This is a genomic window from Xanthomonas hydrangeae, assembly GCF_032697525.1.
Taxonomy (GTDB): Bacteria; Pseudomonadota; Gammaproteobacteria; order Xanthomonadales; family Xanthomonadaceae; genus Xanthomonas; species Xanthomonas hydrangeae.
Window position 1 is genome coordinate 642,856 of the sequence record NZ_CP103836.1, and the last position, 22,792, is coordinate 665,647.

Consider the following 22,792-nt stretch of genomic DNA (forward strand, 5'->3'; position numbering starts at 1 on the left):
TCAAGAAAGCTGCACGACAATCGACCCGATCGCTTCGCGCGATGTCAGTCGTGTGTAGGCATCTTCGAAGTCAGCCATGGGGTAGCAGCTGTCGATCACCGGCTTGAGCTTGCCCGCCGCCGCCATCTCCAGGATGGTCTGCAATGCACTCCGCACAGCGTGCGCAGACTCAGCATGGACTGTGTAGCCTCGCATGCCTTTTTCATTGACAAGCACGTCGACCAGGTCAATCTCCGCCCGCTGGCCTCCGGTAAAACCGATGGAGATCAGCAAGCCGCCTGTTGCCAGCGAGCGCATCATTTCGCCCGTTACGTCACCGCCCACGGGGTCGAATGCGAGCTCGGCGCCCTTGCCGTCAGTCAGCCGGGCGACCTCGTCGGGTAATTCTTGCGTAGAAAGGTCGATAGCGGCATAAGCGCCAGCCTTGAGTGCATGGGTGGCCTTCCTTGGGGTCGATACCAGCGCGATAGGACGTGCGCCGAGTGCATTGAGGACCTGAACCAGTGCGTGCCCTACTGATCCGGTTGCGCCAGAGACCAACGCATACTGGCCAGCCTTGATCGTTGCTGTCCGCGTCGCGGCCAGATACGCGGTGAGGTAGTTCACCAACAAAGCAGCCGCCTCTTCAAAGGTCAGCGCCGTGGGCAACTCAAAGATGCGACTGTCGTCGACAACGGCCCACTGCTGGTATAGCCCGTCCTCGGTAATTCCCAACGTGCCTCCGCCATAGATGGCAACACGGGTGTCGGCGGGAAAGCGATCACCTTGTTCGACCACACCCGATCCCTCGTTTCCGAGCACCAACGGCGGCGATGCTGCCCCTATCGTGCCCTTGCGCAGGCTATTGGAAAGCTGATTGATCGTTGCCGCCTGCATGCGGATCAACGCGTGGCCTTCTTTCAGCAGAGGCTGCTGACGCTCCGTCACGGCCATCTGCGGTGACGGTCCGAACTTCGTGGTTACGATCGCTTTCAAGGGAGGTGGCTGTCTGCTGCCAAATTGGCCGATGGGCCATAGATGGGTGCGCTTTAATTCCTACAAAGGTGTAAAAATTGTCAACTCTATCCATAGTGGTGGACAATGAAGTCGCTCCCGGAGGAGGCCCATGAATCAACTTCTTGCGATACGCGCCTTCATTCGGGTCATTGAGACAGGCTCTTTTAGTCGCGCTGCTGTGCAGCTGGATCTTCCGAGGTCGACGGTCAGCAAGCTTGTTGCTGACCTAGAGCAGCACCTGCGGGTCAAACTGATTCACCGGACGACGCGGACCGTTGCGGCGACGTCGGAAGGCCTCGAATATCTGGCTCACGTATCGCAACTCGTCACAGCGTTCGATTCGGTCGACGATGCGATGCGGGGAAACAAGCTGCGGCCCAGCGGCCACTTGCGTATTGATGCGCCTGCGGCATTTGCCGTGCATTTGCTAATCCCCGCCCTGCCACAGTTCCACGAGGCCTATCCTGAAATTTCAGTAGCGGTCGGGATCAGTGACAGAACCTTGGACCTCATTGGCGAAGGCGTGGACTGCGCGATCCGTGGCGGCGCATTGAACGAGCTCAGTCTGATTGCCCGGCGTATCACCGACATGCCCTACGCCACCTGCGCCTCACCTGCGTATCTTGCAGCTCATGGCGTTCCGTCCAACCCGATGGAGGTAAGACATCACCATCATCTGGTGGGCTACTTCTATTCGCTCTCCGGCAAACCGGAGGCGTTTGTTTTGCAGCAGGGGGCTGAGCGCCATACCTTTGAATCGGCACGTTTCAGCGCTAATGAGGGCAATGGCCTGACCGCGCTCATGCTCGCAGGCCTTGGGATCGGCCAGCACCTGCGGCCAATGCTCCAGCCATACTTGGACTCTGGGCAACTGGTCGAACTGCTCTCCGATTGGACGCGCCCGAGACTGCCGTTTCATGCCATTTACCCGCCGAATCGAAATCAGAATGCGAGACTGAGCGTCTTCATTGACTGGCTAATGAGCACATTCGGCGACGGACCTGCTTGAGTAATCCTCCTTCCGAACGGGCGCACTCCGGCACGGATCCGTATTCCGACCTGGCCCGGATGTCATCATCGTATTCGCGAAGGTTGGCCCTGTCCGGCTGCTTCCGCGAAGGAGACCCATTTGGAAATTTATTCCAAATGGTTGCACCCAAGTCCGGGTAAAGTCTCTTCAAATAGTAACGAGCCCCGAGCGCAGCCCAGGCCGCTCTCGGGGTCCACCTTAGTGTTGCCTATATCGCGCGTGTGTTTGATGCTTGTTACAGTGTTGGCACTTCGTTCCGTCAACAGGCTTGCAAGCATTGAGGAATAGCCTGGCGTGACAGTATCTTCATAGATATCAGTGGTTCCAACATAGGGTGCCGGACGTTGATAGCGCCACGTTTCGTCGGAGTGGTTGAGGTATTTCCCATGCCCAGGATTTAGAACAACCAACCCCTCTACAGGAGCTGCGGCAGCACTTGTGCTCGCACCAGCTCTTTTCTTTTTCAAATACTCCGGCGGATAGATCTCATTAATCTCCTTGCCGCCAATTCGAACCTTGATATAACGAAACTTCACTACACCAGCTATCAGCTCATAGCCTTCGTTTTCAATATCTCTAACCAGCGCACCGAAGTCCTCCGTGAAAACCGGCGCATCCTTCGGCAAGTAGCCAGAATCGAGGTCAATCCACACTATGCCCGTGACGGGGTCTGGCGTGGCCTTCACCAGCACTTGCTTGGCCTGGGTTGGCAAGCGCTTTTGTTGGTCAACAAACCTTTGCAGCGCTGGCTCGATTTCTTTAGCGACAGCTCGACTACTCTGAGCAGTGAGTGCAGGAACATCCGCACTCACCCCCGCTTGCGCATAAGCACCTGCGCTAAACATACAGCTCAGAACAGCCCCCACCACACACATCACCAACTTCTTTCCATGTCTTGCGCGCATCATGCACCTTCCATTTTTCCTGTCTTTCTGACCTCAAACGAGAGGCCTTCGTTCCCCCTGCTCATTTTTTGATGTGTTTCCTACTACTTACCGCAAACAAATGTCCCAGGAATGACAAGCCGTGCGCACACTTGTGGGCCCGCCGATGCAACCAGGAATCGATACGTGCCTCGCTCCGTCTACCATCCCTGTTTTGAGTGGTGGACAAGCGGTGGACTAAAAATTCTGCCGCAAGCAACTGACGAATACGACTGTCCACTAGGCTCAGGGAGCATAGCTCAGCTCGACGCGTATTTGATGGTCACTAGCCGCTACCCGTGCCCGCGACTAGATACTCTGGTTGCCGGCTTGACGCTGTTCAAGCCCCCCCCCCGAGGTGAGCGACCATCGGTCCCGCGTCCAGCAGAATCAGATTGTGTTTCCGACATTTCGTAGCCCATAGGGTTCACACCCCTTGGGTTGTCAGGAAAGTCTGAGCCCGCCGTCGCCACGATTGATGGGCATTGAACAAACCATTGAGGCTGGCTCAGCTGAAGCCGGGCGGCTCATGGTTCGGACGGGTCTTCATAGCCGCCCCGATTCCAAGACCGGTAGCGCAAGGGTGACATCCTCCAGAAACGTGATTCGCGGGCTCGGTAGTGTGCCTAGCGGTGCCAAGCTGCTCTTCAACCGCTCGGCTTGCGATTCGGGAACGAGGAGCCAGGGCCTCATCACCCAGTCCAGCGGCATGCCACTATCTCGGTCCAGGGCAGTCCGCACGCCCAACCAGTTCACATTCCATCCCTTCAAGCGAGCAATCAAAGACGGGGTACGGGCTGCGTAGCTGATTTCGCACAAGTAGGCCGCTTGCTCCGTGAAGCTGCCGGCAGCAACTGCGCGGTGGCCTCGCGATCGGGGTCCGGATGCAAGGCAAGCATCGTCTCTAGCAACACGCCCTGAGCCACTCCTGCCGCCTGCAGGTCACTCAGTGCATCCGCCACTGCCGCCACCCATTGCTCGCTCAACTGCTCCATTTCTTCCACAGTGCCGAGTCGGAAGTAGATAGCCTAGCCGGATCCGGCTGCCGTGATATCCATCGCCTGTTATCGGCAACGCGGCTAACCAGCAAGGAAGCGAGCGCCGCCTCTTCCAACGCTCGCAATCACTCGTCTGACATGCGTCGGGAGCACCCCGACAGCGAGCCTGATCGATGACTCGGTCGAGCGCGTCACCGAAGGTTCCGCGCTGGTGCACACGGCAGGCACCACGATGGCCGAGATCGTCTCCAGCGTGCAGCGCGTCACAGACATCATGGGTGAAATCTCCGCTGCCTCCCAGGAACAGTCGGCAGGCATCGAGCAGGTCAACATCACGGTCACTCAGATGGATGAAACGACGCAGCAGAACGCCGCACTGGTTGAGGAAGCCACTATCGACAAACAGAAGGTCCTTCCGGTCCGCGCAGCTCCTGTCACATCAGCCATTGCTAGCTCAAACAGCAAAAAGACGGCAGCGCCGTTGAAGACACATGCAAAACTCGTCCCGCACCGGGCACCACGCAAACTCGAGTCACTTACTGGTTCAACAGACGGCGCAGGTTGGCAGGAGTTTTGACCCAGCCGAAGTGGGCCCAGATTTCTGGGCCCACTGGAGTTCTGGTCTGACACATCATTTCGCAGGACCAAGATGGCAAACGCTTGTCCTGCATTTTCGAGTCCGCTGCAGGCTCCACGAGCTGGCTTAACAGCACCGACATAATGGTTGGGTAGCTTGTTCCTCACGGCCAGACCAGAAGCAACGGCTATCGTTTGCGCATCAAAGGGCATGAATGCAGAGACTGACAAGTGACCTGGAAGTGCTACTGGCAGCGTGGGATGCGCAAGCAAAAAATTTTGATTCATGCGACATGCCTGCGTCCGCACTTGCCTTTCGAGAATGTCAGCGACGCTTGGGTCTGGTCTTGGCATCGCATGCTCGCCACCCCATCGCACGCCAGAGTGAAGTCAACTCTATCTCTTAGAGGCTGCCGGCATGACGCTGCTCAAGCGTCGCGCGAGGTGAGCGACCATCGGTCTCGCGTCCGGCAAGGTCAAATTGCGCCGCTGGCGTTTCGTGCCCCATGAATCTCGCACTACTCACGATGTCAGGAGCTCTGAGCTACGCGTCATCCAGGCGGAGAGACCCTTCGCAAAGCGATCGAACTCACAGCCCATCATCTATGCCAGAGGCTTTGAACTACAGCCGCGTTTCTTGAGCGACTTGATGCTCTTCAAATGCGATTACATACATCACGCAAGACACTCTTCTGCTCAAAGCGCATCGCACCTAACGTGCCTAGCGTATAAAATAGAACGAGTCTCGTTTGCATTTTCTACCGTGCTCTCCGCTACCGCTCTTTCTTCCATCCATGCCCCTGCCACACAGGAGAGTCGCTGGCAAAGGCTTACTGCGGGCATTGCGACGGTTGTCATCCATGCACTCATCGCGTGGCTTGTGCTTGATCAAACGCGCTTTGACGGCAGCATTCCGCCTCAGGAAGAAGTTCGGATGCGCCTCACTCTTCTTCCTGCAGCCGCGCCCCCCACACCGGTCGCACCAGTCCCGGCACCCAAACAAGTTCTACAACAGTCACGGACCACTTCTTCGTCCCCACCTCGCTTAGAAGCGCCCCCTGTCGAGCGTCCGACACGACAGCCCACGCCCGCCTCGTTACCCAGCATTAGTCCAATCCCGCTGTCCGATGTTGTCGAACATTCAATGGGAGCATCGCTTGGGCAAGAAGCTGCCCTGACGCAAGCTGCTGCTCCAGCCGCGCCCCCTGCTCCGCCAGCCCCTGCTGCCGGAATGACAGACCCCAATTGGGAGGGGCGCGTTTTGGAACGCTTGCAGCGCTTCCGTCGCTATCCCACTGCCGCCAGGGTACATCGACAAGAAGGTGTCGTCTTCGTGCGCGCTCTGGTCAATCATCAAGGCCGGGTGCTTGCCGCACGGGTGCACCTTGGGAGCGGCTACCTAGCCCTTGATGATGAAGCCTTAGGCACCTTTGCCCGAGCACAGCCGCTTCCTCGGCCGCCCCACACATTGCCCGACCCGGTGGAGCTGGAAGTGCCCGTAGAATTTTTCTTGCAATAAGAAGCAGGCCTTCAAAGCGTTTCCAAGAACGCCACGATGGCGTCGCGCTCTTCTTTTTGTAGGCCAAGGGGCCGCAGTAAGGGATCAGGTTTCGGGAAGAGTGGATCATCGACCTGCTCGCCTTTGGGCTTTGGCCTTGGCATGCCTGCGTTGTAGGCGTTGACAACACTGCGCAGATCCGCGAAACCACCTGTATGCATGTAGGGCCCTGTCTTCCGCACATTGCGCAGTGACGGCGTGCGGAACTTCCCACTGTCTCGAACATCCTGGGTGACCTCATACCGGCCCAGATCCTGGCGCTGACGTCCATAGAAATGAAGCCCAAGATTGTGGAAACGATTATCGGCAAGCGTCGGACCGCTATGGCAATTCATGCAGCGGGCTCTGGTTCTGAAAAGATGCAAGCCCCACAGCTGCTGATCGGTCAACAGCTCCCGTTGCCCTTGTAGAAATCGGTCGTAGCGATTGGCGCGAGGCACCAAGCTTCGCTCAAAGGCTGCCAACGCCTGAGCAATGTCTTTCTCCGTGATACGTGATGAACCAAACAAGCGTCCGAACTCGCCGGGATAGTCATCACTTCGATTGAGTCGCTCCACCATGGCAGGAGACGAAAATGCCATTTCCTTGCCGTCTTCGATGGGGTGGCGGATCTGCTCTTCCAACGACCCGGCACGTCCATCCCAGAAGAGTGACTCGGCAAAGCCGGACATGGCCACACTTGGCGCGTTGCGTCGTCCTTGTTGTCGATCATGGCCAAAGGACACGCTGCGCCCATCTCCCCATCCAAGCTCTGGATCGTGGCAGCTTGCACACGCGATCTGTCCTGAGCTCGATAGTCGGGGGTCTTCGAAGAGTTTTCCTCCAAGAGCAACTTTCTGCGCTGTTGTTGGGTTATCAGCGGGTGCCGGGGCCCTCGCGGGTAAGGGAGCAAGTTCTTGCCACACCACGCCCTCGGAGATCTCAGGCTTCGGCCATGACGCTTGCAGCCCTGCGTAAGCCAGGCGCAGACACGCAACATCCACGCTGTTGGATGACAAGGCGAGCGTTGCCCGGCAGTCCGAAGGAACGAGCGTGTTCGTCCTCTCCGGCACGGCAGGGCCCGCAACACAGCATGCGGCCAGCACCAACCACCAACGCCAACGTGGCGACTCAACGCGAGCCACTGTTCAACCGCCCAAGCGCATTGGCAGACTCATCTTCATTAGAACCGATAGCCCGCTTCCAGCCAGTAGCTGCGCCCTTGCTCAAAGTAAGACGATGACGATGTTGTGCCAGCAACCTTGTTGATGCGATTGAGCACATTCATGGCTTCCACACGCACATAGAGCTGCTGCTCGGATGGCAAGCTCAGGTTGTATTCGAGGGTTGTGTCCACGGTGAACGCACGTGGATAGCTCACATCTTGATAGACGTCATAGACCTCGCCACCGACGTCTTCACTTCCTCGCTGCACGATGTCGCGAAACCCATCGCGATACCTAAAAAAATTGCTCCAGAGAAGTTCGCCTGGTCCGATATCCACGCGCGACTGCGTTGACAGGCGTGCTGTCCACTTGCGCGCAAAGTCGGTCGCCGGCAGATCGTAGAGCCAAACTCGGTTGCCTTTATAGAGCACCAACTGGTCGCTCTCATCGCTCCAGCTGGTTTGGTAGTTGCTGTAATTTCGCCGGGTGTCGGTGTAGTCGAAGGCAAACTGCACTTGGGTCCGACTTGGCCCCCAGACCAGGCTGTTTTCAGGGCTCACGCTCAGCGTGTAGACATCGCTTCGGCTGCGCCCGCTGTTCACATACTCATAGACGCTACTTGTGAATGCGCCGGACGGATCGTTACTTCGAACCGATTGTCGCAGCACCTCATCGCGGTTATCACGATTGACATACTTCAGACTCAGATCCAGTCCTTTCCAACGCTGATCCAGTCCGATGGTCCATTCATTGGTATACGGGATGTCGACATCGCTCAGCCGGTTGGTCGAACCAGCAGATGTGCCCTCGATACTCTCCCATGCCGTGCGCGCGCTCGTGCGCGTCTTGACCAGAGTCAGGCGTTCACGTCCCTCACGAAGCAGATAGCTAAAGAAGTTGCGCCCGTAGTAGCGGTTGAGCCCACCCGTCAGGATCGTGGTCTTGTCGCCGAATACATCCCAGGACGCGGCCAAGCGTGGAGAGAGCGTGGTCTTGTCCCAAATGCTGTCCTGGTCCAGACGCACACCACCACGAAGGCTCACGTTTCCAAGGCGCACGTCGTCTTGAAGCCACGCAGCATAAGCCTGCCCGCTGACTTTGAACTCTCCTGCTTGATAGGTGGTTTGCCGGCGAAAGTATTGACCGCGCCCGGCGACAACCGTTCCGGTGACAGAGGTCAGGACCGGTGACAGCGAGCAGCTGTCAGTGTCCACTGCGCCATTGCTACTGGTGCAGCTTGTGGTGGCATAGGGTTGCAGGTAGTTGTAGTGGTCATTGAGGCGCTCGTAGTTCGCCTCTCGATGCTGAAAAGACATGCCGAGCTGCACATTGTGTTCGGTCGCTCCCCAGGCAATGGGCTCCCGATCAAACTGGGCTTGATAGCCCACCTTGCGATCATGCTGATCGACATTGCCCCAGCTTCCTTCCCGGCTGCTGTTGTTAACCCCCCAATCGAATTCCCGTGACTTGGCCCAAGACTTCCAGTGGTCGACCTGGCTTCGCCGGGAGCTTTCCAAATCGCTGTAACTCAAGGTATTGCCCATCGTCCAGGCCCCACGCTCGACATTGGCACGCAGCGCGACAACAGGACCACCCGATTTCAGATCGAACCACGAGTTCTTGGCGCTTTGGATGAAGTAACGATCATCGGTCGGCGCATAGGTGATGCTGGCGCCGAGTTCAATGCCGCTATCGCTTTTCCAATCGGCCGACAGGGACGTCGCTGTGTTCTGCCGGGTTTGGGTTTTGCTGTTGGCATCGCTGCTACTCACATCCCCCGAGGTATAGCCTCGAAGGGGGATCTCCGAGCGAGTCTGCGTGACAGTCCCAATCAGCCCAATGCCGCTCTTGGTCCGCCCTTCCAGCCTCGCCCCGAATTTGAACTTGTCGAACTCGGGCTGGAAATCGCTGCTTGCTGACTGCTCGAAGTCCTGCTCCTGCCCTTGAGGGATGATGATGTCATTCCACACCGAACGCGCCATGCGAAACCAGACTTTGCCGTGTAAACGGTCGCCTGCCTTGCGGGTTTTGGCGTCCACCACCCCGCCGGTAAAGTTGCCGAAGGCTGCCGGCACGTTGCTGTCGTAGACGGTCACGCCTTCGAGCAGGTCGGTATCGACCGCGATGCCCTGCGACTGGCTAGGGACATCAGCATAGTGGTCAGCGTTGTTGAAGACCGGATCGATGTCGTTGTTGAAGCTGATGCCATCGATCAGGAACAGGTTCTGGTAAAACGGCGCGCCGTTGATGCTGAAATCTGCCGGGCGGATCTCGCCGGCATTGCGCGAGCTTCTTGCTGTGTCGCTGAACTGCACCGATGGATTGATGCGCAGTAGCGTGGCGAGATCGCTTTCTCCCCGAGGCGCTGCATCAATGTAGGCTTGATCCAGTGCAATTCCCTCCGAGTAAGGGAACGTGCGCTGCGCTCCGATGCGCAAGGGCGACAGTGGAATGATCCCGCTGCTCGCAGCAGGTGCGCGAAGCAGTGTGTAGCTTCCATTTGAGCGTGCAAGCAAGCGCAATCCCGAACCCGATAGCAGCCGCTCCAGGCCTTCGCGATCGGTCATGCTGCCCTCGATCGATGGTGCTGTCAGCCCCTCGGTCAAGGCGGGATCGAAGGACAACGCGATCCCACGTTCGGTGGCAAACGCGGTGAGCGTTGCGCCCAGCGGCCCCGCAGGTAATCGAGTTGGCGTTGCCTGGGCAAACGCCGAGCCGGAGACGGTAACCAAGGCAAGGGCTAGAAGACGAGTCCGCAGGGGGCGGCAAAGACGACGCATGACAGCGCTCAACAATAGGGGTTCTTCCACTTGCCCCGCGAGATTGAAAAAAGGGTCACTCCGACTGCTTTTTATTTTGGGACGACCGTCGTCCACCAGCCTTTGGCTTGGCGCTCGATGGCCAAGCCATGTGTCTGGGCGATCATGTCGAGGCTCTGGTCGATATGAGCCAGTAGGAACACACCTGACACCAAGAGATGCGCCACAGACGGATCACAACGCAGCACACCATGGTGATAGCGCCCAAGCTCTTCAAGCACCTGTCCGAGTGGCTCGGCATTGATGACCAACAGGCCCTTTGACCAGCCCGTCAATTGCTCGGTTGGCTTCGGAGCGATGACGCAACGATTGCGGTCAAACCAAACGGCAAAGCCGGCATCCACCCGACACGACGAGCGCGTGCTTCCTCCGAGCTCGATGCGCACCGCACCATCGAACACCGCCAAGTGTGTTCGATGCTCCTCTACGCGCACATTGAAACGTGTGCCCAATGCCTGCATATATCCGTGCGTCGTGGCAACCCGAAAGCATCTCGGTGAGGGCATGATGTCTGGCGCGGTTGTGATCAGCACCTGACCTTGTTGCAAGCGCAGCAGGCGTTGTTTTGAACCATATGCAACGTCCAGCGAAGTCCCGGAATCGAGCTCTATCTGGGTTCCGTCCGCGAGCTGCTGGTGCTGCCACTCCCCGGTGCCCGTCCTGAAGCGTTGATCCCAGTTCGATTGTTCCCACAGTTGCCAGGCAAGCCACCCAGCCGGGGCAGCGAGTAGCCAGGCGCCTAATTGCTTCATGGCTAAGCGACGTCCCGGGTGCTTGGGGCGATCCAATACGGGACGTGCAATCGAAGGTGGGACCGCGTTGATGGTCCCCAAGAGCTCTTCAACCCTTCGCCATGCCCGTGCGTTGTCGGGGTGCTGTTGCTGCCACCGCTCACAGGCAGCTTGGTCCTGAGCTCCACCATGCTCTCCTAATCGCACTACCCATTCGGCGGCTTGTTCGAGCACGCAGGGATCAAGTGGCGTTGGGGACTTGGTGTCGTCAGGGCGCATAGGCCAGGCATGCGAGCCAAGCACGCTTCATATGTCGCTTGACGGTGCTCAGCGACAGGTCAAGCTTGCAGCCGATCTCGCCATACCCAAGACCTTCAAACTGGGCCAGCAGGAAGACTTGGCGCACAGCCACAGGTAACCCTTCGAGCATTGCATCGATGAGGCAAAGCGCCTCGCAGACGATCGCTCGCTCCTCTTCTGATGGCACGATTGCAGCGGGAAGCGCAGTCAAGCTTTCCAAGTAGGCACGTTCCAACGATTGGCGACGAAACCAATTAGCCATGAGGCCCTTGGCCACCGTCGTTAGGAACGCGCGTGGTTCATTCAATCCGCAAAGGTCGCGCCCACTGAGCAAGCGAGTGAAGGTGTCCTGCGTCAGGTCTTGCGCAACCTCTCGAGACCCAACCCGGCCACCGACCCAGCGCTGTAGCCAAGGCTGATGATCGCGGTAAAGCGAGGCAAGCAATGAGTGGTCGACAGCCATGAAGAACCCTTGAAAGCGAGGGCGGCTTCAAACCACGTGGCTGACCCAAAGATGAGATTCATTCTCAATTATGACGCATCATGCATTGTCTGACTACCGATGATGGTCACCACACGCGTTTGGCGCGTTTCTTCACTGATCAGTCGGATCTTCATAAGCACCACGGTTCCAGGAACGATAGCGCCAGGGCACAACATCCTCAAGGAACGTGATTGCTGGCGCGGTAGTGTGCGTAGCGATACCTAGCGCGCATCAAGGCACACGTTCAAAAAGCAGCGTGTCGCGTTGACCCTTGACGAACATCGAAAGCGTCGCGCTGCCATCCGGACGAATCTGCATGGCGGCTTGGCCGTCGCTGAGCTGACGGCAATATCCGCGGTCATTAGCGCCGATCCATGTGGTCAACGCACCATCGACGCGGCCGGCGTATCGCAACTCGACTTGACAATCCCTAGGAGCGCCATAGCGCAGGCGACCAAGCACATCCCCAGGCCGGACGCTGGTCGCAACAATCTCTAACTGTGCGGCGATAAGGCCCGCACCTCGCCAGCGACCGGCTTCGGTCAGCTTTACGCTCGCTTGGTCTAAGCCGACAATCAAAGGCGTCCCACTGCTTGGCAGGGTAAGTTTTAGGCCGGCTGTCGGTCCCTCCACCACCTCAAGCTGGGCCTGTCCACCTGACAACGCGTCACAGAACTTTCCCCCATTGCGAGGCGTTAGCGTGTAGGCATCGTTCTGCGCCCGCAATTCCAGGGCGCAGTTGAAGGGAGGTCCAAACCGCAAGTCCGCGGCCTGGGGGCCGCTGGCACCTGAAGCGCGCTCACTCAAGCGGACATAAACCGGGCCTGTGGCTTCGCTCGTGGACAGGATTCCGCGCCAATCACCGGGTGGAATGCCATCAACCGGAGCTGCCTGAGTTACAGCTGACGTTAGACAGCTCGCTAGGAGCAACGCCACGAGGAAGATGTGATTAGGACTAGACATTGGTGCCCCTTACCGGCTTCAGCAGGATGGAATGATCAATGACGCTTTGTTCCGCACGCTGCCAGCGGCAACCAGGCGACACGTATATCGTTACCATAAATGGCCTTTGGGACCGAGACCTTTAGCAGAAATTTCAGAGCCAATCCCGGCACGGCATGCCCTTACCCAGCAATACCAGTGCGGACCGCTGCCCGGGTTGGCGCTCTTGTTAAGCTAGATGCAGCACGGATGCAACCAACCCCAAGAAAAGAAATCTCAACTGGGCATCAAACATGGTCGACGTCATTGCGCTTGCCGGATGAAACGCATCTGCCGTTGCAGGCGAGTAGTAGCTTGCGTCTATACGCCCATAATGCTTAGCGATCTGACTGACCACGTCCCGAACTTGGCCTTCAATTGCTAGTCGGCCAGGAAGGGCGCTGCGGTTACTCCACCCGCAGCAAGTTCCACAACAAGCGCCTCCAACGGTTGCAATTTGCGTGCAACCAAAGCCACTGCATACCCTTCCCTCCCGAACCGCCGACCAACAGCCAGGCCGAGGCCATTCCCTGCACCAAAAATAACAATGACTTTTTGCGTGTGGGCGCTACTCCTTAAACGTTGGACGGCATGAGGTGGGTGTTGATGTCTTTGTTGAAAGGCAAATCCAAATAGGGGAAACGACTGACAGTAGTTCGGATGCGGCGCTGCTCTGTGCCTGGGTCACCCCAGAGCACTTCAACTTCATTGCCGATGACGGCATGCTCGATGTCGAGCAATGCCAGAGAAAGCATTACGCCGTAGTAATGACTGAAGATGCGACCGCTGGAAATTCCGATTCGTTTGTCGCCAACCATGACCTCGTCGGCGGCGACCAAGGACATAGCATTCATATCCCAAATGGGGTTAGCGGGCCACTCCATGATCTGAACCTTGCTGCTTGGCGTGAACTGAGCGGCAAAGATCGCCAAGACATCGTCCTTGGACCATTCCAAGGTGACGATGGCCCGTTTGGGCGCACCCATGACCTTTTTCAACGCCTCACTACCGACGAAGGGATGGTCGAACGTGATCATGTGCCCCCATCCCAACTCAACGGGATTTGCATAGCGGGTTTCACCCGCAGGCCCTGCGCTCCCCGGAAGCCCGTTGAATGCCGCGCTGTATCGGCCGCCTAGATATTTCATGAACTCGGCATCTTCACTCCACGCCGGCAGGAAGTGAATGAACGACTGTGCGAACCCGCCCTCGGTATGGTTCATGCCGTAGGTCTGCAGTCCAAGTTTCTCCAATCCGAATTCCTGCCCCGCAGCCGTAATCGCCTGATAGACCTGCTCGGCCATTTCAAAGGGACCGTGCACCTCGTAGGCCAGCGTTCTCGCTACTCCCAAGCGAAATACCCGCACGTCGACCAACGTCCCGTCTTCAATGGGAATGCGCGCCGTGCGGTGCCAAAGAAATGAAATGTCACGCAGAGACTCGCCAGTAAGCTTTTCCAAGACCGCCAGCGACTTCGGTCCAGCGACCTGGAAGAGGAAGACCTTGTCACTCAGATCTTCGCCCTTGACGTCGTATCGGCCAGACTCGACTAGGTAATCGATGTAAGGGTTGAGGAAGAACGACACGAACTCGCTCTCAGCAAGACGCATCACGATCCCATCGGACATGACATTGCCCTGAGCGTTGCACATCACCGCATGTTTGGAAGCGCCAACGGAAAATTTGCCGAAGTCATTGATACAGGCGTCGGCGAGTAGTTTCAGTGCTCCCGGACCTGACAGGCGATAAGGCGAGGCCGGGTTCAGGCCGCCATGGAGATAAACGCCCTCCTTCCACGACAGCGACTCGCGCTGCCAGCCGGCGTATTCCCACGCAGTGAGATGTCCGAATGCCGGACTGTAAAGCCGCACTTTCGGATCAAAGGGCACGTAGGGGCTATGAGAAAGCGCTTGACTGGAAGGCATGAAGACTCCGCTTTGAACAGCTGAATGACCGCAACACCCGAGTCGCCGTCGCGTCGTAACTATACATTACATCCGGTATAGTTATGCTCTACTTTTTATCGGAGATCGTCCATGCGGTCTGCCCACAACACGCGCTGGCTGCTCCTGATCACCGTTGCCGCCGGGCTGCTGCTGATCACCTTGGACAACTCTGTGCTCTACACGGCACTACCAACGCTCGCCAGCGAACTGGAGGCCTCCCCTGCCCAGGCGCTGTGGATCATCAATGCCTACCCACTGGTCATGGCAGGCCTGCTGCTGGGGTCCGGCACCCTCGGCGATCGCGTTGGTCACCGCAGGATGTTCCTGGTTGGCTTGACCATCTTCGGCGCTGCCTCGCTCATGGCGGCGTTTGCCCCCAATGCCACCCTTCTGATTGCGGCTCGGGGCGTGCTGGCTATCGGTGCGGCTGCGATGATGCCCGCTACCCTGGCGTTGATACGGCTGGCTTTTGAAGACGAACGTGAGCGCAACCTCGCCATCGCTGTCTGGGGCTGCCTGTCGATCGTAGGCAGCGCGCTTGGGCCAATCATTGGAGGGCTTTTGCTTGAGCACTTCTGGTGGGGTTCGGTCTTCCTCATCAATGTGCCCATCGTCGCCTCGGCGGCCTGCGGCGCGATGGCTTTTGCCCCTGAAGGAAAGCCCGACCCGACCAAGTCATGGGACCTGCCCTCCTCGCTCCTGGCACTGAGCGCCTTGTCAGGCTTGGTGTTTGCGATCAAGGCCCTTGCCCATGCACCGCCCTCATCGAGCCAAGCGATCGTCGCTCTGGCGGTCGCTGTGACGTCGGGGGCATTGTTTGTGCGGCGTCAGTCGACGCTGACCCACCCCATGCTTGAGCTATCGATCTTCCGTAATCCCGCCTTCTTGTCCGGCACCTTGGCAGCCGCGTTTGCCATGTTTGCGATTGGCGGCCTCCAGCTGCTTACGACACAACGCTTTCAACTCGTGGGCAGCTACAGCCCGATGGAAGCCGGACTGCTGGTATCAGCAGTAGCTCTTGGCAGTCTGCCCAGTGCATTACTGGGAGGTGCCTACCTGCACAAGATTGGTTTGCGCCTGCTGATCAGCGGTGGCCTGGGGCTGGGAGCGCTCGGTGTTGCAATCGTCTCACTGAGCTTGGTGCATGGCATCGGCTGGGTCGCCTTCGGCCTTGTCTTCACCGGACTTGGCGTTGGTGCAGCGATGGCCGTGGCATCGAGTGCAATCATTGGGAACGTGCCAGCTGACCGTGCCGGCATGGCTTCTTCTGTTGAGGAGGTCTCCTACGAATTCGGAAGCCTGATTGCCGTTGCGCTGCTTGGCAGCTTGGTGGCTGCGCTCTACAGCGCTTCGTTGGAGTTCCCTGCTGGCATCAGCGAGTCCGCAAGGACCGACGTGGCAGCTGCTATGGCATTGGCGCGTGAGCATGGACGACATGACCTGGCACAGGCTGCTGCCACCGCTTACGATGCCGCCTACATCACTGCGCTCTACCTCATTGCGGCAGTGATGATGATCGGTGCAATTGTCACCGGCGTGCTCTTACGTCGACACGGTGCCGGCTCCACTTCCTCCATGGCTTTCCACTGATTCGATGAGACCTAGCAATCGCTCCAAGATCCTCGATGCCGCCTTGCGCGTGATTGACCGCGAAGGTGTTACTGCAGTGACCTTCGAGTCCGTTTCCAGTGAGGCGGGCATCACTCGTGGCGGAATGCTTTACCACTTCCCCTCACGCGACGCGCTGATCAATGCGATCCACGCTCACTTGGCCGCCAATTGGGAAGCGAGTATGGAGGCAATCGGGGGCAAGCCAGCTGCTGACCTGACCGCACAAGAAAGGCACATGGCGTATGCCCGCGCCTGTGCTCAAAGCGCCACCCGTGCAGAGCTGCAGTTCATGCTGGAATCTGCCACAGACCAAGCGCTAACAGAGCCGTGGGCGGCTGTATTAGAGCGCTGGGCGCCGCCTGTGCCGACAGATACTCAAGACGAGGCTGCTCTGGACGACTTCATCGCCCGGCTCGCTGCCGACGGGCTATGGGTCTATGAGTCGCTTTCATCGACGCCCCTCGACAAGGGCTTGAAAGCGACCATCGCTGAGCGCCTTGCCAAGATGCTTAGGAGCACTTCGAAAGCATCCGGCCCGCGGAGCTGAGTCATGGGGTAGTTTCCGATGTGGCCCGCAGGAATGCCGCAACGCTTTCATACAAGGACCAGCGTTGGCGTTCCAGGTGCATCACGTGCGTGCCCGACGTCCCCCCGTCCTGAGTAGCAGCGGGGTTTAGAGTCCGGGGTTGATTGACCCACCCCCGATTGCAGGGCCATCAGTCGGTAAAGATTTCGATCTCTTTCGGCGCCCGAGAATTCGCTTGGGACCCGTGTTCTCGGGCGAACTCCGCAGGGGTTTTCCATGCCAATGCAGTGTGGGGCCGTTCCTCGTTATAGAACTTCCGCCACGCCTCGATTTTGCTCCGCGCATCGGCCAGCGACAAGAACCAATGCTCGTTCAGACACTCCTGCCGTAGCCGGCCGTTGAAACTTTCTACCATCGCATTGTCCGTCGGCGTGCCACGTCGGGAAAAGTCCGGCTCCACGCCGGCCTCATACGCCCAACGATCCATGACCTTGCCGGCAAACTCACTGCCGTTATCCACCTTGATCGCCTCCGGCTTGCCTCGCTGTGCGACCAGACGCGCCACTGCCCCGACGACATCGTCAGCACGTAAGGACTGGTCCACGACGATATCAAGGCATTCATGCGTGAAATGATCCAGCACCGGTAACAGCCGGAAGCGACGGCCATCGAACAATGCGTCACTCACGAAGTCCATCCCCCATAGGGTGTTGGGCGCTGTTGCCACCTTGATCGGCTGCCTTCGACGGCTGCTGCGACTACGACGCGGCCGACAATGCCTTAAAGACAAGCCTTCTTCCTTGTAGATGCGATGGACCCGCTTATGGTTGTCACGCCAGCCTTCGCGACGGAGCATCACCAACACCCGCTCGCAGCCGTAATGGATCCGCGTCTGGGTGATCTCGCGCATCCGCAGACGGATGGCGCTGCAATCGCGCGCCTTGGCCTTGGCCTTGTACGAGAACGCTGAGCGCGACATTGCCACGATCCGCAATGCACGCCGTTCGCTCACGCCAAAACGCTCTCTCAAGCGGGCAACCCAATCGCGCTTCTGGGTCGCCCTCAGAGTTTTTTTGTGACCACCTCTTGGAGCATCGCCTTGTCCAGGCTCAGGTCGGCCACCAGCTGCTTGAGCTTGCGATTTTCCTCTTCCAGCAGCCGCAAACGCTTGAGCTCGGATGGTCCCAGCCCACGTACTTCTTGCGCCATACGTAGAACGTGGCCTCCGCAATGCCCATCTTGCGGCACACCTCGCCAACGGACATCCCCAGCTCGACTTGCTTGAGCGCGTATGCGATCTGCTCCTCGGTAAAACGGGACTTCTTCATCGCCTGACTCCTCGTGATCCACGGGGCCCATGCGGGGCGAAGTCTCTACTTTACGATGGCCCAGTTTTGTGGGGGTGGGTCATGATGATATCGGTGTTGGCCAGGTGTCTGGTGTAGTCGGCGGGTGTCATGCCGTCGATGGCCTTCTTTGGGCGCTCCTCGTTATATTCCCGGCGCCAACGTTCGATCTCGGTGCGTGCGTGTAGCAGCGTCGGGAACCAATGTTCGTTGAGGCATTCATCGCGCAGGCGGCCATTGAACGACTCCACGTAGGCGTTCTGGTTCGGCTTGCCGGCCTGGATCAGTCGAAGCTGCACGCCACGCCCATGCACCCAGCTCACCATCGTCTTGCCGCAGAACTCCTTGCCGTTGTCGGTACGGATCACCTGCGGCAGGCCGCGACTGATCGCCTGGCGGTCCAGGACGCGGCTGACACCATGGCCGGAGATCGCACGTTCCACCTCGATCGCGACCGCTTCATGTGTGGCGTCGTCCACGATCAACAGCAATTTGATCACCCGCCCATCGGCAGTGCGGTCGAACACGAAGTCCATCCACCATACCTGGTTGGCCCGTGCTGGCCGCAGCAGCGGCTGGCGTTCGCCCACCGGCACCTTCTTGCGCTTGCGACGCCTGACCTGCAACCGCTGTTGCTGATACAGCCGCTCCACGCGTTTGTAGTTCACGACATGCCCTTCCTGCCGCAGTTTCAGGTAGATCATTCCGACGCCATACCGTTTGTGTCGGTGCGCCAGCGCCAGGATGCGCTGGCGCAGGTCGACGTTGCGGTCATCGCGCGGGACATAGCGCAGTGCACTGGCACTCATCCCGATCATTGCCAGAGCGCGACGCTCGCTGGCGCCACGTCCGATCCACTCGCGCACCAGCGTGCGACGCGCTGGTGCGCTCACCACTTTTTTCGCAGCGCATCCTTGATAAAGTCGTTTTCGAACAATTGCTCGGCCAGCAACTTCTTCAGCCGGGCGTTCTCCGCCTCCAGATCTTTGAGCCGCTTGGCATCGGGCACGCTCATGCCACCGAACTTGCTACGCCTCAGCCATTGCGGGCCTATCCCGAGTAATGCCAAAAGAGCTGCCCTAGCGATCCCCTCTGTCAGCAATGCCTTTTAAAGAACTCCGGCAGCCCTGGCGTCCGCTGTCCTCTGTGAAAAATCTTCCACCGCGGCACTCATGGCTTCCTCCACAGACCTGCGACGAGCCATCGCGGCCTGTCGCATCTGGAGAATGGCACTGCGGCCAGCCACCAGGTCTGCCTCGATTTGGGCCCTTCTTGCTTGAATAGTTCGATCCAGATCCGCGACCTGCCTTGGATCGATTGAAGAATTCGGGTCGAAGCGGAATCGCGCCTCCTTTTCCTGTCGCCACTTCATCAAGCGGTCGGTCAGCGCAGGCCCAAATCCTGGAACGTTTAGAACCGCATTGCGGTTCACGTCTGCTGCCGTCTCGATGCCAAACGATTCCAGCATGACTTTCTTCGCCGCCCCGATGCCTGGAATAGTGGCCCGCTCGATCTCGAACTGATCCAAGAACTGTTTGCGTGCGATCTGTTCGCGATTGTTGGACAGCGCTCGATAGCGCCTTTCTCGTTCCGCCTGCAGACCGGCATGCTCATCCCGCAACGGACGAAGCTGATTCTGCTTCGCTTGAAGCTGAGTGTCCGCTTGCTCTTGCTTCCATCGAGCGACGAGCCCGTCGTATTGGGCTTTCGCTTGCTTATAGCCGGATACCAGTGGTGCCAGGTCCGAACGGCCACGGCTGTTGAACCATGCGCCCATCGCCCACCCCAAACACGCCCATACGGGGCCCAGCACTGCAGAAAGTGCAATGCCAAGCACCGTAATCAGCAGCCCCACCAGCCAACCGGTCGTTTTCCAGAACGTGCGCCGGCTGCCCAAGGCTTGAACTTGGGGATTGGCAGGCACTGCCTTCACCTGAGGCAGCGCATGCATGTGTGGCAACACTGCTGTCGTGATATCTCGCCAAACCGAATCTAGGTTGAAGGGACCAGATGCCAGCTTGGGGATAACGACCGCTGCACCGCCAAAGAGCGCAATGCCTGCACGTTCAATTGGGCACCACGGACACTCAGTAAGCCCATCGAAATAGAAATGGGACGGCCTGGAAGAACACCGTTTGAAGTGCTGCTCCAGCTTCGTCAGGGCCTGGACCCAGTCTTCTGCCTTCGGCCTCCCACCAGGCTTCGCCCCATCGAAGCCAAAGGCCTTTTCCCAGAGGCCTGCAACCCAAGGCGACGCTGCGGCCGGCGCCGCACTGAGCGGCGGAGGACTCATACGTGTCCGAGCAGTGTCTTTGCCGTAGGCGTAACGGAACTCCGGAATCGCCTTTTCGATAGGCATATCGCCCGGCCCACTGTATCGGCCAGCAAAGGGATGCCGACCATTCATGAGCATCTGAAAAATCAGGACGGCCAGGCCGAAGTTGTCGTGGTTGGCGGTGCGTGTGACTTGTTTAAAGGCCTTTCCGTGGAGCTCGGGCGGTGTGAAGTCCTGGACGCCGACCTCACAAAGGAAGGTGCGCCCTTGATGCGAAATCTGGAAGCTGTCTGTGTCGATCAGCTTCACGGTCGCATCCGGTGACACCCGCACACCGCCGTGATTGACGTCCCCAACCAAGTGACCTGCTTGGTGGATAACCGAGAATGCTCGCGCAGTGTTCAAGGCGGCACGAACCACTAGCCTCCAGTCTGCCTGGGGAAAGTCCGCCAAGCGGCTTTTGGGGCTGTAGAGCTTATGAATATCCTTCGATGCGCGAAGGTTGGCCATGACAAAGCCACAGACCTTGCCATCGGATTCCCGCAGCACGTCAGTAGGCCAGGCAGTGAGCTGATCCAGCGCAGCAGTCCGAAGGGCAGCCATGGCCACCAGCTTGTCGGCTCTCTCACTGCTTACCGCAGCCAAATAAATTTTGGCAGCCGAGTCCGGCCTCCCCTCGACCTCGAAGACCGTTCCCTCTCCCCCCTTGCCCAGTTGCTTTCCCAGCCGGACCGGTCCGGATTTACTAACCAAAGCAGGTGAAACCACTTAGGCGTCCTCTACTGGCGCCGGTGCGGCTGGCAGCTTCGTCAGCCGACTGGCAAGCAGGAGTGTCTTGTCGTCGTCCGTCCGCTCGCAGATCACTGGCGAGGCAAGATAGGCTTCCAGCTTAGAGGACAAATCTTCGCTGTAGCCTGCCCCTTCTAAGGCACGGACCGGCGCGAATATCTTGTCGAAGAAGGGCGAATGAACGCTCTGCGTGGCTTGGTGGAGCACCAAGGCTTCGATGCCATCGGTGAACACCGCGACCTCATCCACCGCGCCCACATTGCAGAAGAACTCCGCGTTCAACACGGCAGCCGGATCGGTGACGAAAACGGTCGTGTTGATGTATTCCCCGTGCTGGGGCCAAAACACATAGGCCCAATCATCGCCGCGAGGGCGAATAACAATGGCCCCGTCGCCCACCTGGAAGAAGCATGTATGCGTCGGGGAGACGATAGCCGCCACCAACGTGCAAGCATACTCTCTGACCTCCAACCCGTCGGCCGCAGCCCTGTGCGCAATACGGGTCGTAACGCCGGCAAGCCAGTTCAAGACCACGTCCCGCGTTATCTCTTCAACGCCATGGCCGTCTTCAAAGTGGTTGCGCACACAGTCCCGAATCTCCAACGTCGCTAGCTTCGCACCGGTCTCTGATTGAGATGCACTTCCCGCACCATCCGACGCCACCAAGAGCACGGTGCCGTGCTCTGGAAAGAATTCCTGTTCATAGGCGTCCTGGCAGTCCGTTCCAAACTTGATGTGGGATGTGCCAATGGATGAGGCCGCAACAATGCGCCAATCCTGGAGATCCATTACACGCTGGCCCAGCCGTCGGGGGCAGCGGGATTAACCAAAGGCACATTGTCGCCAGGAGTAGAACGGGACACCGCACCCATGGAGTTGGACAGCCACTTGAAGAGTTCCTTGAACTGGAGCCCCTTAAGGTTTAGCGGCGCACGCGCGGAGATCTGCCCGAGGATGTCCATATCTGCCCCTTTCACGCCGACCGCAAAAAACTGGAAGTTCTTCGTTGCCTCTCCTTCCCGAACTAACGCCGCAGCGCGCTGCCAATCGTCGGTCGGCGAACCATCGGTGAGGAGAAAAACCCAAGGTCGATAGTAGGAGACGCCGTTGGCTTTGTAGACCTCCTTGCGTTGCCGAACCATCTCCAAGCCTTGCTCGATCGCCGCACCCATCGGTGTGTCACCAGTGCAAGACAGCACGGGAGGATAGAAGCTATCTGCCGTAACGAAGTCGGTCACGGTCTGGACCGGACCGAAGGTGACAATGGCGACCTCCACCCGTTTGGCGGCGAGCGAGTCCGAGTTCAGTTCTTCCTGAAACTGCAGCAGGCCAGCGTTGAGCTGCTCGATGGGCTTGCCGCCCATGGAACCTGATGTGTCCAGCAGAAGCAGGCACGCGCACCGGTTCTCGGGGTTTTCGGCAAAATCGCTGGCGCCGAAAGGCACCTGTTCAAAATCGTTCATTACGCTGGATCTCCCTGTCCATTGGCTTGAAGCGGCATCATAGCTCTGACAATCAACCCAATCTATGATGGGCCATGGCCACTCGCGCTACTCCTTCCTCATTACCAGCTTGGGCGCCGCAAGGAGTCGCGGATTGGACTCCCTTAGCTGTTTCTGCACTGATTATCCTCACCATGGCGGCGTCACTAGCACTTCGCCCTTCTGATGTAGAGCGCGCACCAGATAAGACGACATTAGGGACAGCAGCAAACTCATCAGTAACGCCTCTGTTGCGTGCAGGAACCCCTGCTTTTTC

17 protein-coding genes and 4 pseudogenes are annotated in these 22,792 nt (G+C 58.5%); 6 read left to right on the forward strand and 15 right to left on the reverse strand.

Annotated elements, in window-relative coordinates; all coding sequences use genetic code 11:
- Window positions 1-975 carry a quinone oxidoreductase family protein gene (locus NYR97_RS02630; RefSeq protein ID WP_316696579.1) on the reverse strand — a complete coding sequence of 325 codons (975 nt, stop codon included), beginning with the start codon at window positions 973-975 and terminating at the stop codon, window positions 1-3.
- Window positions 976-1,105: 130 nt separating this feature from the next.
- Here NYR97_RS02630 and NYR97_RS02635 point away from each other — a divergent pair, with 130 nt between their 5' ends.
- The gene (locus tag NYR97_RS02635; protein WP_316696581.1) at window positions 1,106-2,005 is read left to right on the forward strand and encodes a LysR family transcriptional regulator; all 900 of its coding nucleotides are present in this window, start codon (window positions 1,106-1,108) and stop codon (window positions 2,003-2,005) included.
- Window positions 2,006-2,133: 128 nt separating this feature from the next.
- Here NYR97_RS02635 and NYR97_RS02640 read toward each other — a convergent pair whose 3' ends face one another.
- Complete coding sequence (locus NYR97_RS02640; RefSeq protein ID WP_316696583.1) at window positions 2,134-2,934, reverse strand: hypothetical protein; 801 nt, start codon at window positions 2,932-2,934, stop codon at window positions 2,134-2,136.
- A gap of 1,176 nt (window positions 2,935-4,110) precedes the next feature.
- On the opposite strand from NYR97_RS02640, the pseudogene NYR97_RS02645 reads away from it, so the two are divergent.
- From NYR97_RS02645 to NYR97_RS22360, 3 genes and pseudogenes are all read left to right on the forward strand, one after another.
- Window positions 4,111-4,524, forward strand: a pseudogene (locus tag NYR97_RS02645) (methyl-accepting chemotaxis protein); the annotation flags it as partial.
- Between the two features lie 214 nt (window positions 4,525-4,738).
- Window positions 4,739-4,930, forward strand: a complete 192-nt coding sequence (locus NYR97_RS02650) for a hypothetical protein (protein WP_316696585.1) — start codon at window positions 4,739-4,741, stop codon at window positions 4,928-4,930.
- A gap of 824 nt (window positions 4,931-5,754) precedes the next feature.
- Window positions 5,755-6,042, forward strand: coding sequence for an energy transducer TonB (locus tag NYR97_RS22360; protein WP_425613030.1), 288 nt, complete (start codon window positions 5,755-5,757; stop codon window positions 6,040-6,042).
- Between the two features lie 11 nt (window positions 6,043-6,053).
- Here the strand turns inward: NYR97_RS22360 and NYR97_RS02655 are convergent, their stop codons facing one another.
- The 8 genes and pseudogenes from NYR97_RS02655 to NYR97_RS02680 all read right to left on the reverse strand — a co-directional run bounded on the left by NYR97_RS02655 (window position 6,054) and on the right by NYR97_RS02680 (window position 14,466).
- Window positions 6,054-7,205, reverse strand: coding sequence for a cytochrome-c peroxidase (locus NYR97_RS02655; protein ID WP_316696586.1), 1,152 nt, complete (start codon window positions 7,203-7,205; stop codon window positions 6,054-6,056).
- Between the two features lie 38 nt (window positions 7,206-7,243).
- Window positions 7,244-10,018 carry a TonB-dependent receptor gene (locus NYR97_RS02660; RefSeq protein WP_316696588.1) on the reverse strand — a complete coding sequence of 925 codons (2,775 nt, stop codon included), beginning with the start codon at window positions 10,016-10,018 and terminating at the stop codon, window positions 7,244-7,246.
- A 59-nt stretch (window positions 10,019-10,077) separates the two neighbouring features.
- Entirely contained in the window at window positions 10,078-10,797 is a 720-nt protein-coding gene (locus NYR97_RS02665; protein WP_316696590.1) for a FecR family protein, read from the reverse strand.
- A gap of 93 nt (window positions 10,798-10,890) precedes the next feature.
- A pseudogene (locus NYR97_RS22365) lies at window positions 10,891-11,055 on the reverse strand (FecR/PupR family sigma factor regulator); the annotation flags it as partial.
- A complete protein-coding gene (locus tag NYR97_RS02670) occupies window positions 11,045-11,539 on the reverse strand; it encodes a sigma-70 family RNA polymerase sigma factor (RefSeq protein ID WP_176342022.1) in 495 nt (164 codons plus the stop codon). The gene NYR97_RS02670 and the pseudogene NYR97_RS22365, both read right to left, overlap by 11 nt.
- 252 nt (window positions 11,540-11,791) lie before the next feature.
- Window positions 11,792-12,523: a hypothetical protein gene (locus NYR97_RS02675; RefSeq protein WP_316696593.1), complete on the reverse strand. Its 732-nt coding sequence runs from the start codon at window positions 12,521-12,523 to the stop codon at window positions 11,792-11,794.
- A gap of 399 nt (window positions 12,524-12,922) precedes the next feature.
- Window positions 12,923-13,090 (reverse strand): SDR family NAD(P)-dependent oxidoreductase, encoded by a 168-nt coding sequence (locus NYR97_RS22370; RefSeq protein ID WP_210763474.1) that lies wholly within the window; start codon window positions 13,088-13,090, stop codon window positions 12,923-12,925.
- A 26-nt stretch (window positions 13,091-13,116) separates the two neighbouring features.
- The gene (locus NYR97_RS02680) at window positions 13,117-14,466 is read right to left on the reverse strand and encodes a hypothetical protein (protein WP_316696595.1); all 1,350 of its coding nucleotides are present in this window, start codon (window positions 14,464-14,466) and stop codon (window positions 13,117-13,119) included.
- Window positions 14,467-14,577: 111 nt separating this feature from the next.
- On the opposite strand from NYR97_RS02680, the gene NYR97_RS02685 reads away from it, so the two are divergent.
- Together NYR97_RS02685 and NYR97_RS02690 are read left to right on the forward strand one after the other, a co-directional pair.
- Entirely contained in the window at window positions 14,578-16,077 is a 1,500-nt protein-coding gene (locus tag NYR97_RS02685; protein WP_316696597.1) for an MFS transporter, read from the forward strand.
- A gap of 4 nt (window positions 16,078-16,081) precedes the next feature.
- Entirely contained in the window at window positions 16,082-16,645 is a 564-nt protein-coding gene (locus tag NYR97_RS02690) for a TetR/AcrR family transcriptional regulator (RefSeq protein WP_316696598.1), read from the forward strand.
- A 169-nt stretch (window positions 16,646-16,814) separates the two neighbouring features.
- Here NYR97_RS02690 and NYR97_RS02695 read toward each other — a convergent pair.
- From NYR97_RS02695 to NYR97_RS02715, 5 genes and pseudogenes are all read right to left on the reverse strand, one after another.
- Window positions 16,815-17,952, reverse strand: a pseudogene (locus NYR97_RS02695) (IS3 family transposase).
- Between the two features lie 50 nt (window positions 17,953-18,002).
- Window positions 18,003-19,012, reverse strand: a pseudogene (locus NYR97_RS02700) (IS3 family transposase); the annotation flags it as partial.
- A 66-nt stretch (window positions 19,013-19,078) separates the two neighbouring features.
- Window positions 19,079-21,013: a helix-hairpin-helix domain-containing protein gene (locus NYR97_RS02705; RefSeq protein WP_316696600.1), complete on the reverse strand. Its 1,935-nt coding sequence runs from the start codon at window positions 21,011-21,013 to the stop codon at window positions 19,079-19,081.
- Window positions 21,014-21,823 (reverse strand): PP2C family serine/threonine-protein phosphatase, encoded by an 810-nt coding sequence (locus tag NYR97_RS02710; RefSeq protein ID WP_316696603.1) that lies wholly within the window; start codon window positions 21,821-21,823, stop codon window positions 21,014-21,016.
- Window positions 21,823-22,497, reverse strand: a complete 675-nt coding sequence (locus NYR97_RS02715; protein ID WP_316696605.1) for a vWA domain-containing protein — start codon at window positions 22,495-22,497, stop codon at window positions 21,823-21,825. The genes NYR97_RS02710 and NYR97_RS02715 overlap by 1 nt, the downstream gene beginning before the upstream one ends.
- Window positions 22,498-22,792: the final 295 nt, after the last annotated feature.

Bases quoted from the DNA above. Each gene is read 5' to 3' on its own strand.
- NYR97_RS02670 (WP_176342022.1), bottom strand. From the start codon at position 11,539: ATGGCTGTCGACCACTCATTGCTTGCCTCGCTTTACCGCGATCATCAG.
- NYR97_RS02675 (WP_316696593.1), bottom strand. From the start codon at position 12,523: ATGTCTAGTCCTAATCACATCTTCCTCGTGGCGTTGCTCCTAGCGAGC.
- NYR97_RS02685 (WP_316696597.1), top strand. From the start codon at position 14,578: ATGCGGTCTGCCCACAACACGCGCTGGCTGCTCCTGATCACCGTTGCC.
- NYR97_RS02650 (WP_316696585.1), top strand. From the start codon at position 4,739: ATGCAGAGACTGACAAGTGACCTGGAAGTGCTACTGGCAGCGTGGGAT.
- NYR97_RS02690 (WP_316696598.1), top strand. From the start codon at position 16,082: ATGAGACCTAGCAATCGCTCCAAGATCCTCGATGCCGCCTTGCGCGTG.
- NYR97_RS02710 (WP_316696603.1), bottom strand. From the start codon at position 21,823: ATGGATCTCCAGGATTGGCGCATTGTTGCGGCCTCATCCATTGGCACA.
- NYR97_RS02715 (WP_316696605.1), bottom strand. From the start codon at position 22,497: ATGAACGATTTTGAACAGGTGCCTTTCGGCGCCAGCGATTTTGCCGAA.
- NYR97_RS02680 (WP_316696595.1), bottom strand. From the start codon at position 14,466: ATGCCTTCCAGTCAAGCGCTTTCTCATAGCCCCTACGTGCCCTTTGAT.
- NYR97_RS02640 (WP_316696583.1), bottom strand. From the start codon at position 2,934: ATGATGCGCGCAAGACATGGAAAGAAGTTGGTGATGTGTGTGGTGGGG.
- NYR97_RS22360 (WP_425613030.1), top strand. From the start codon at position 5,755: ATGACAGACCCCAATTGGGAGGGGCGCGTTTTGGAACGCTTGCAGCGC.
- NYR97_RS02665 (WP_316696590.1), bottom strand. From the start codon at position 10,797: ATGAAGCAATTAGGCGCCTGGCTACTCGCTGCCCCGGCTGGGTGGCTT.
- NYR97_RS02635 (WP_316696581.1), top strand. From the start codon at position 1,106: ATGAATCAACTTCTTGCGATACGCGCCTTCATTCGGGTCATTGAGACA.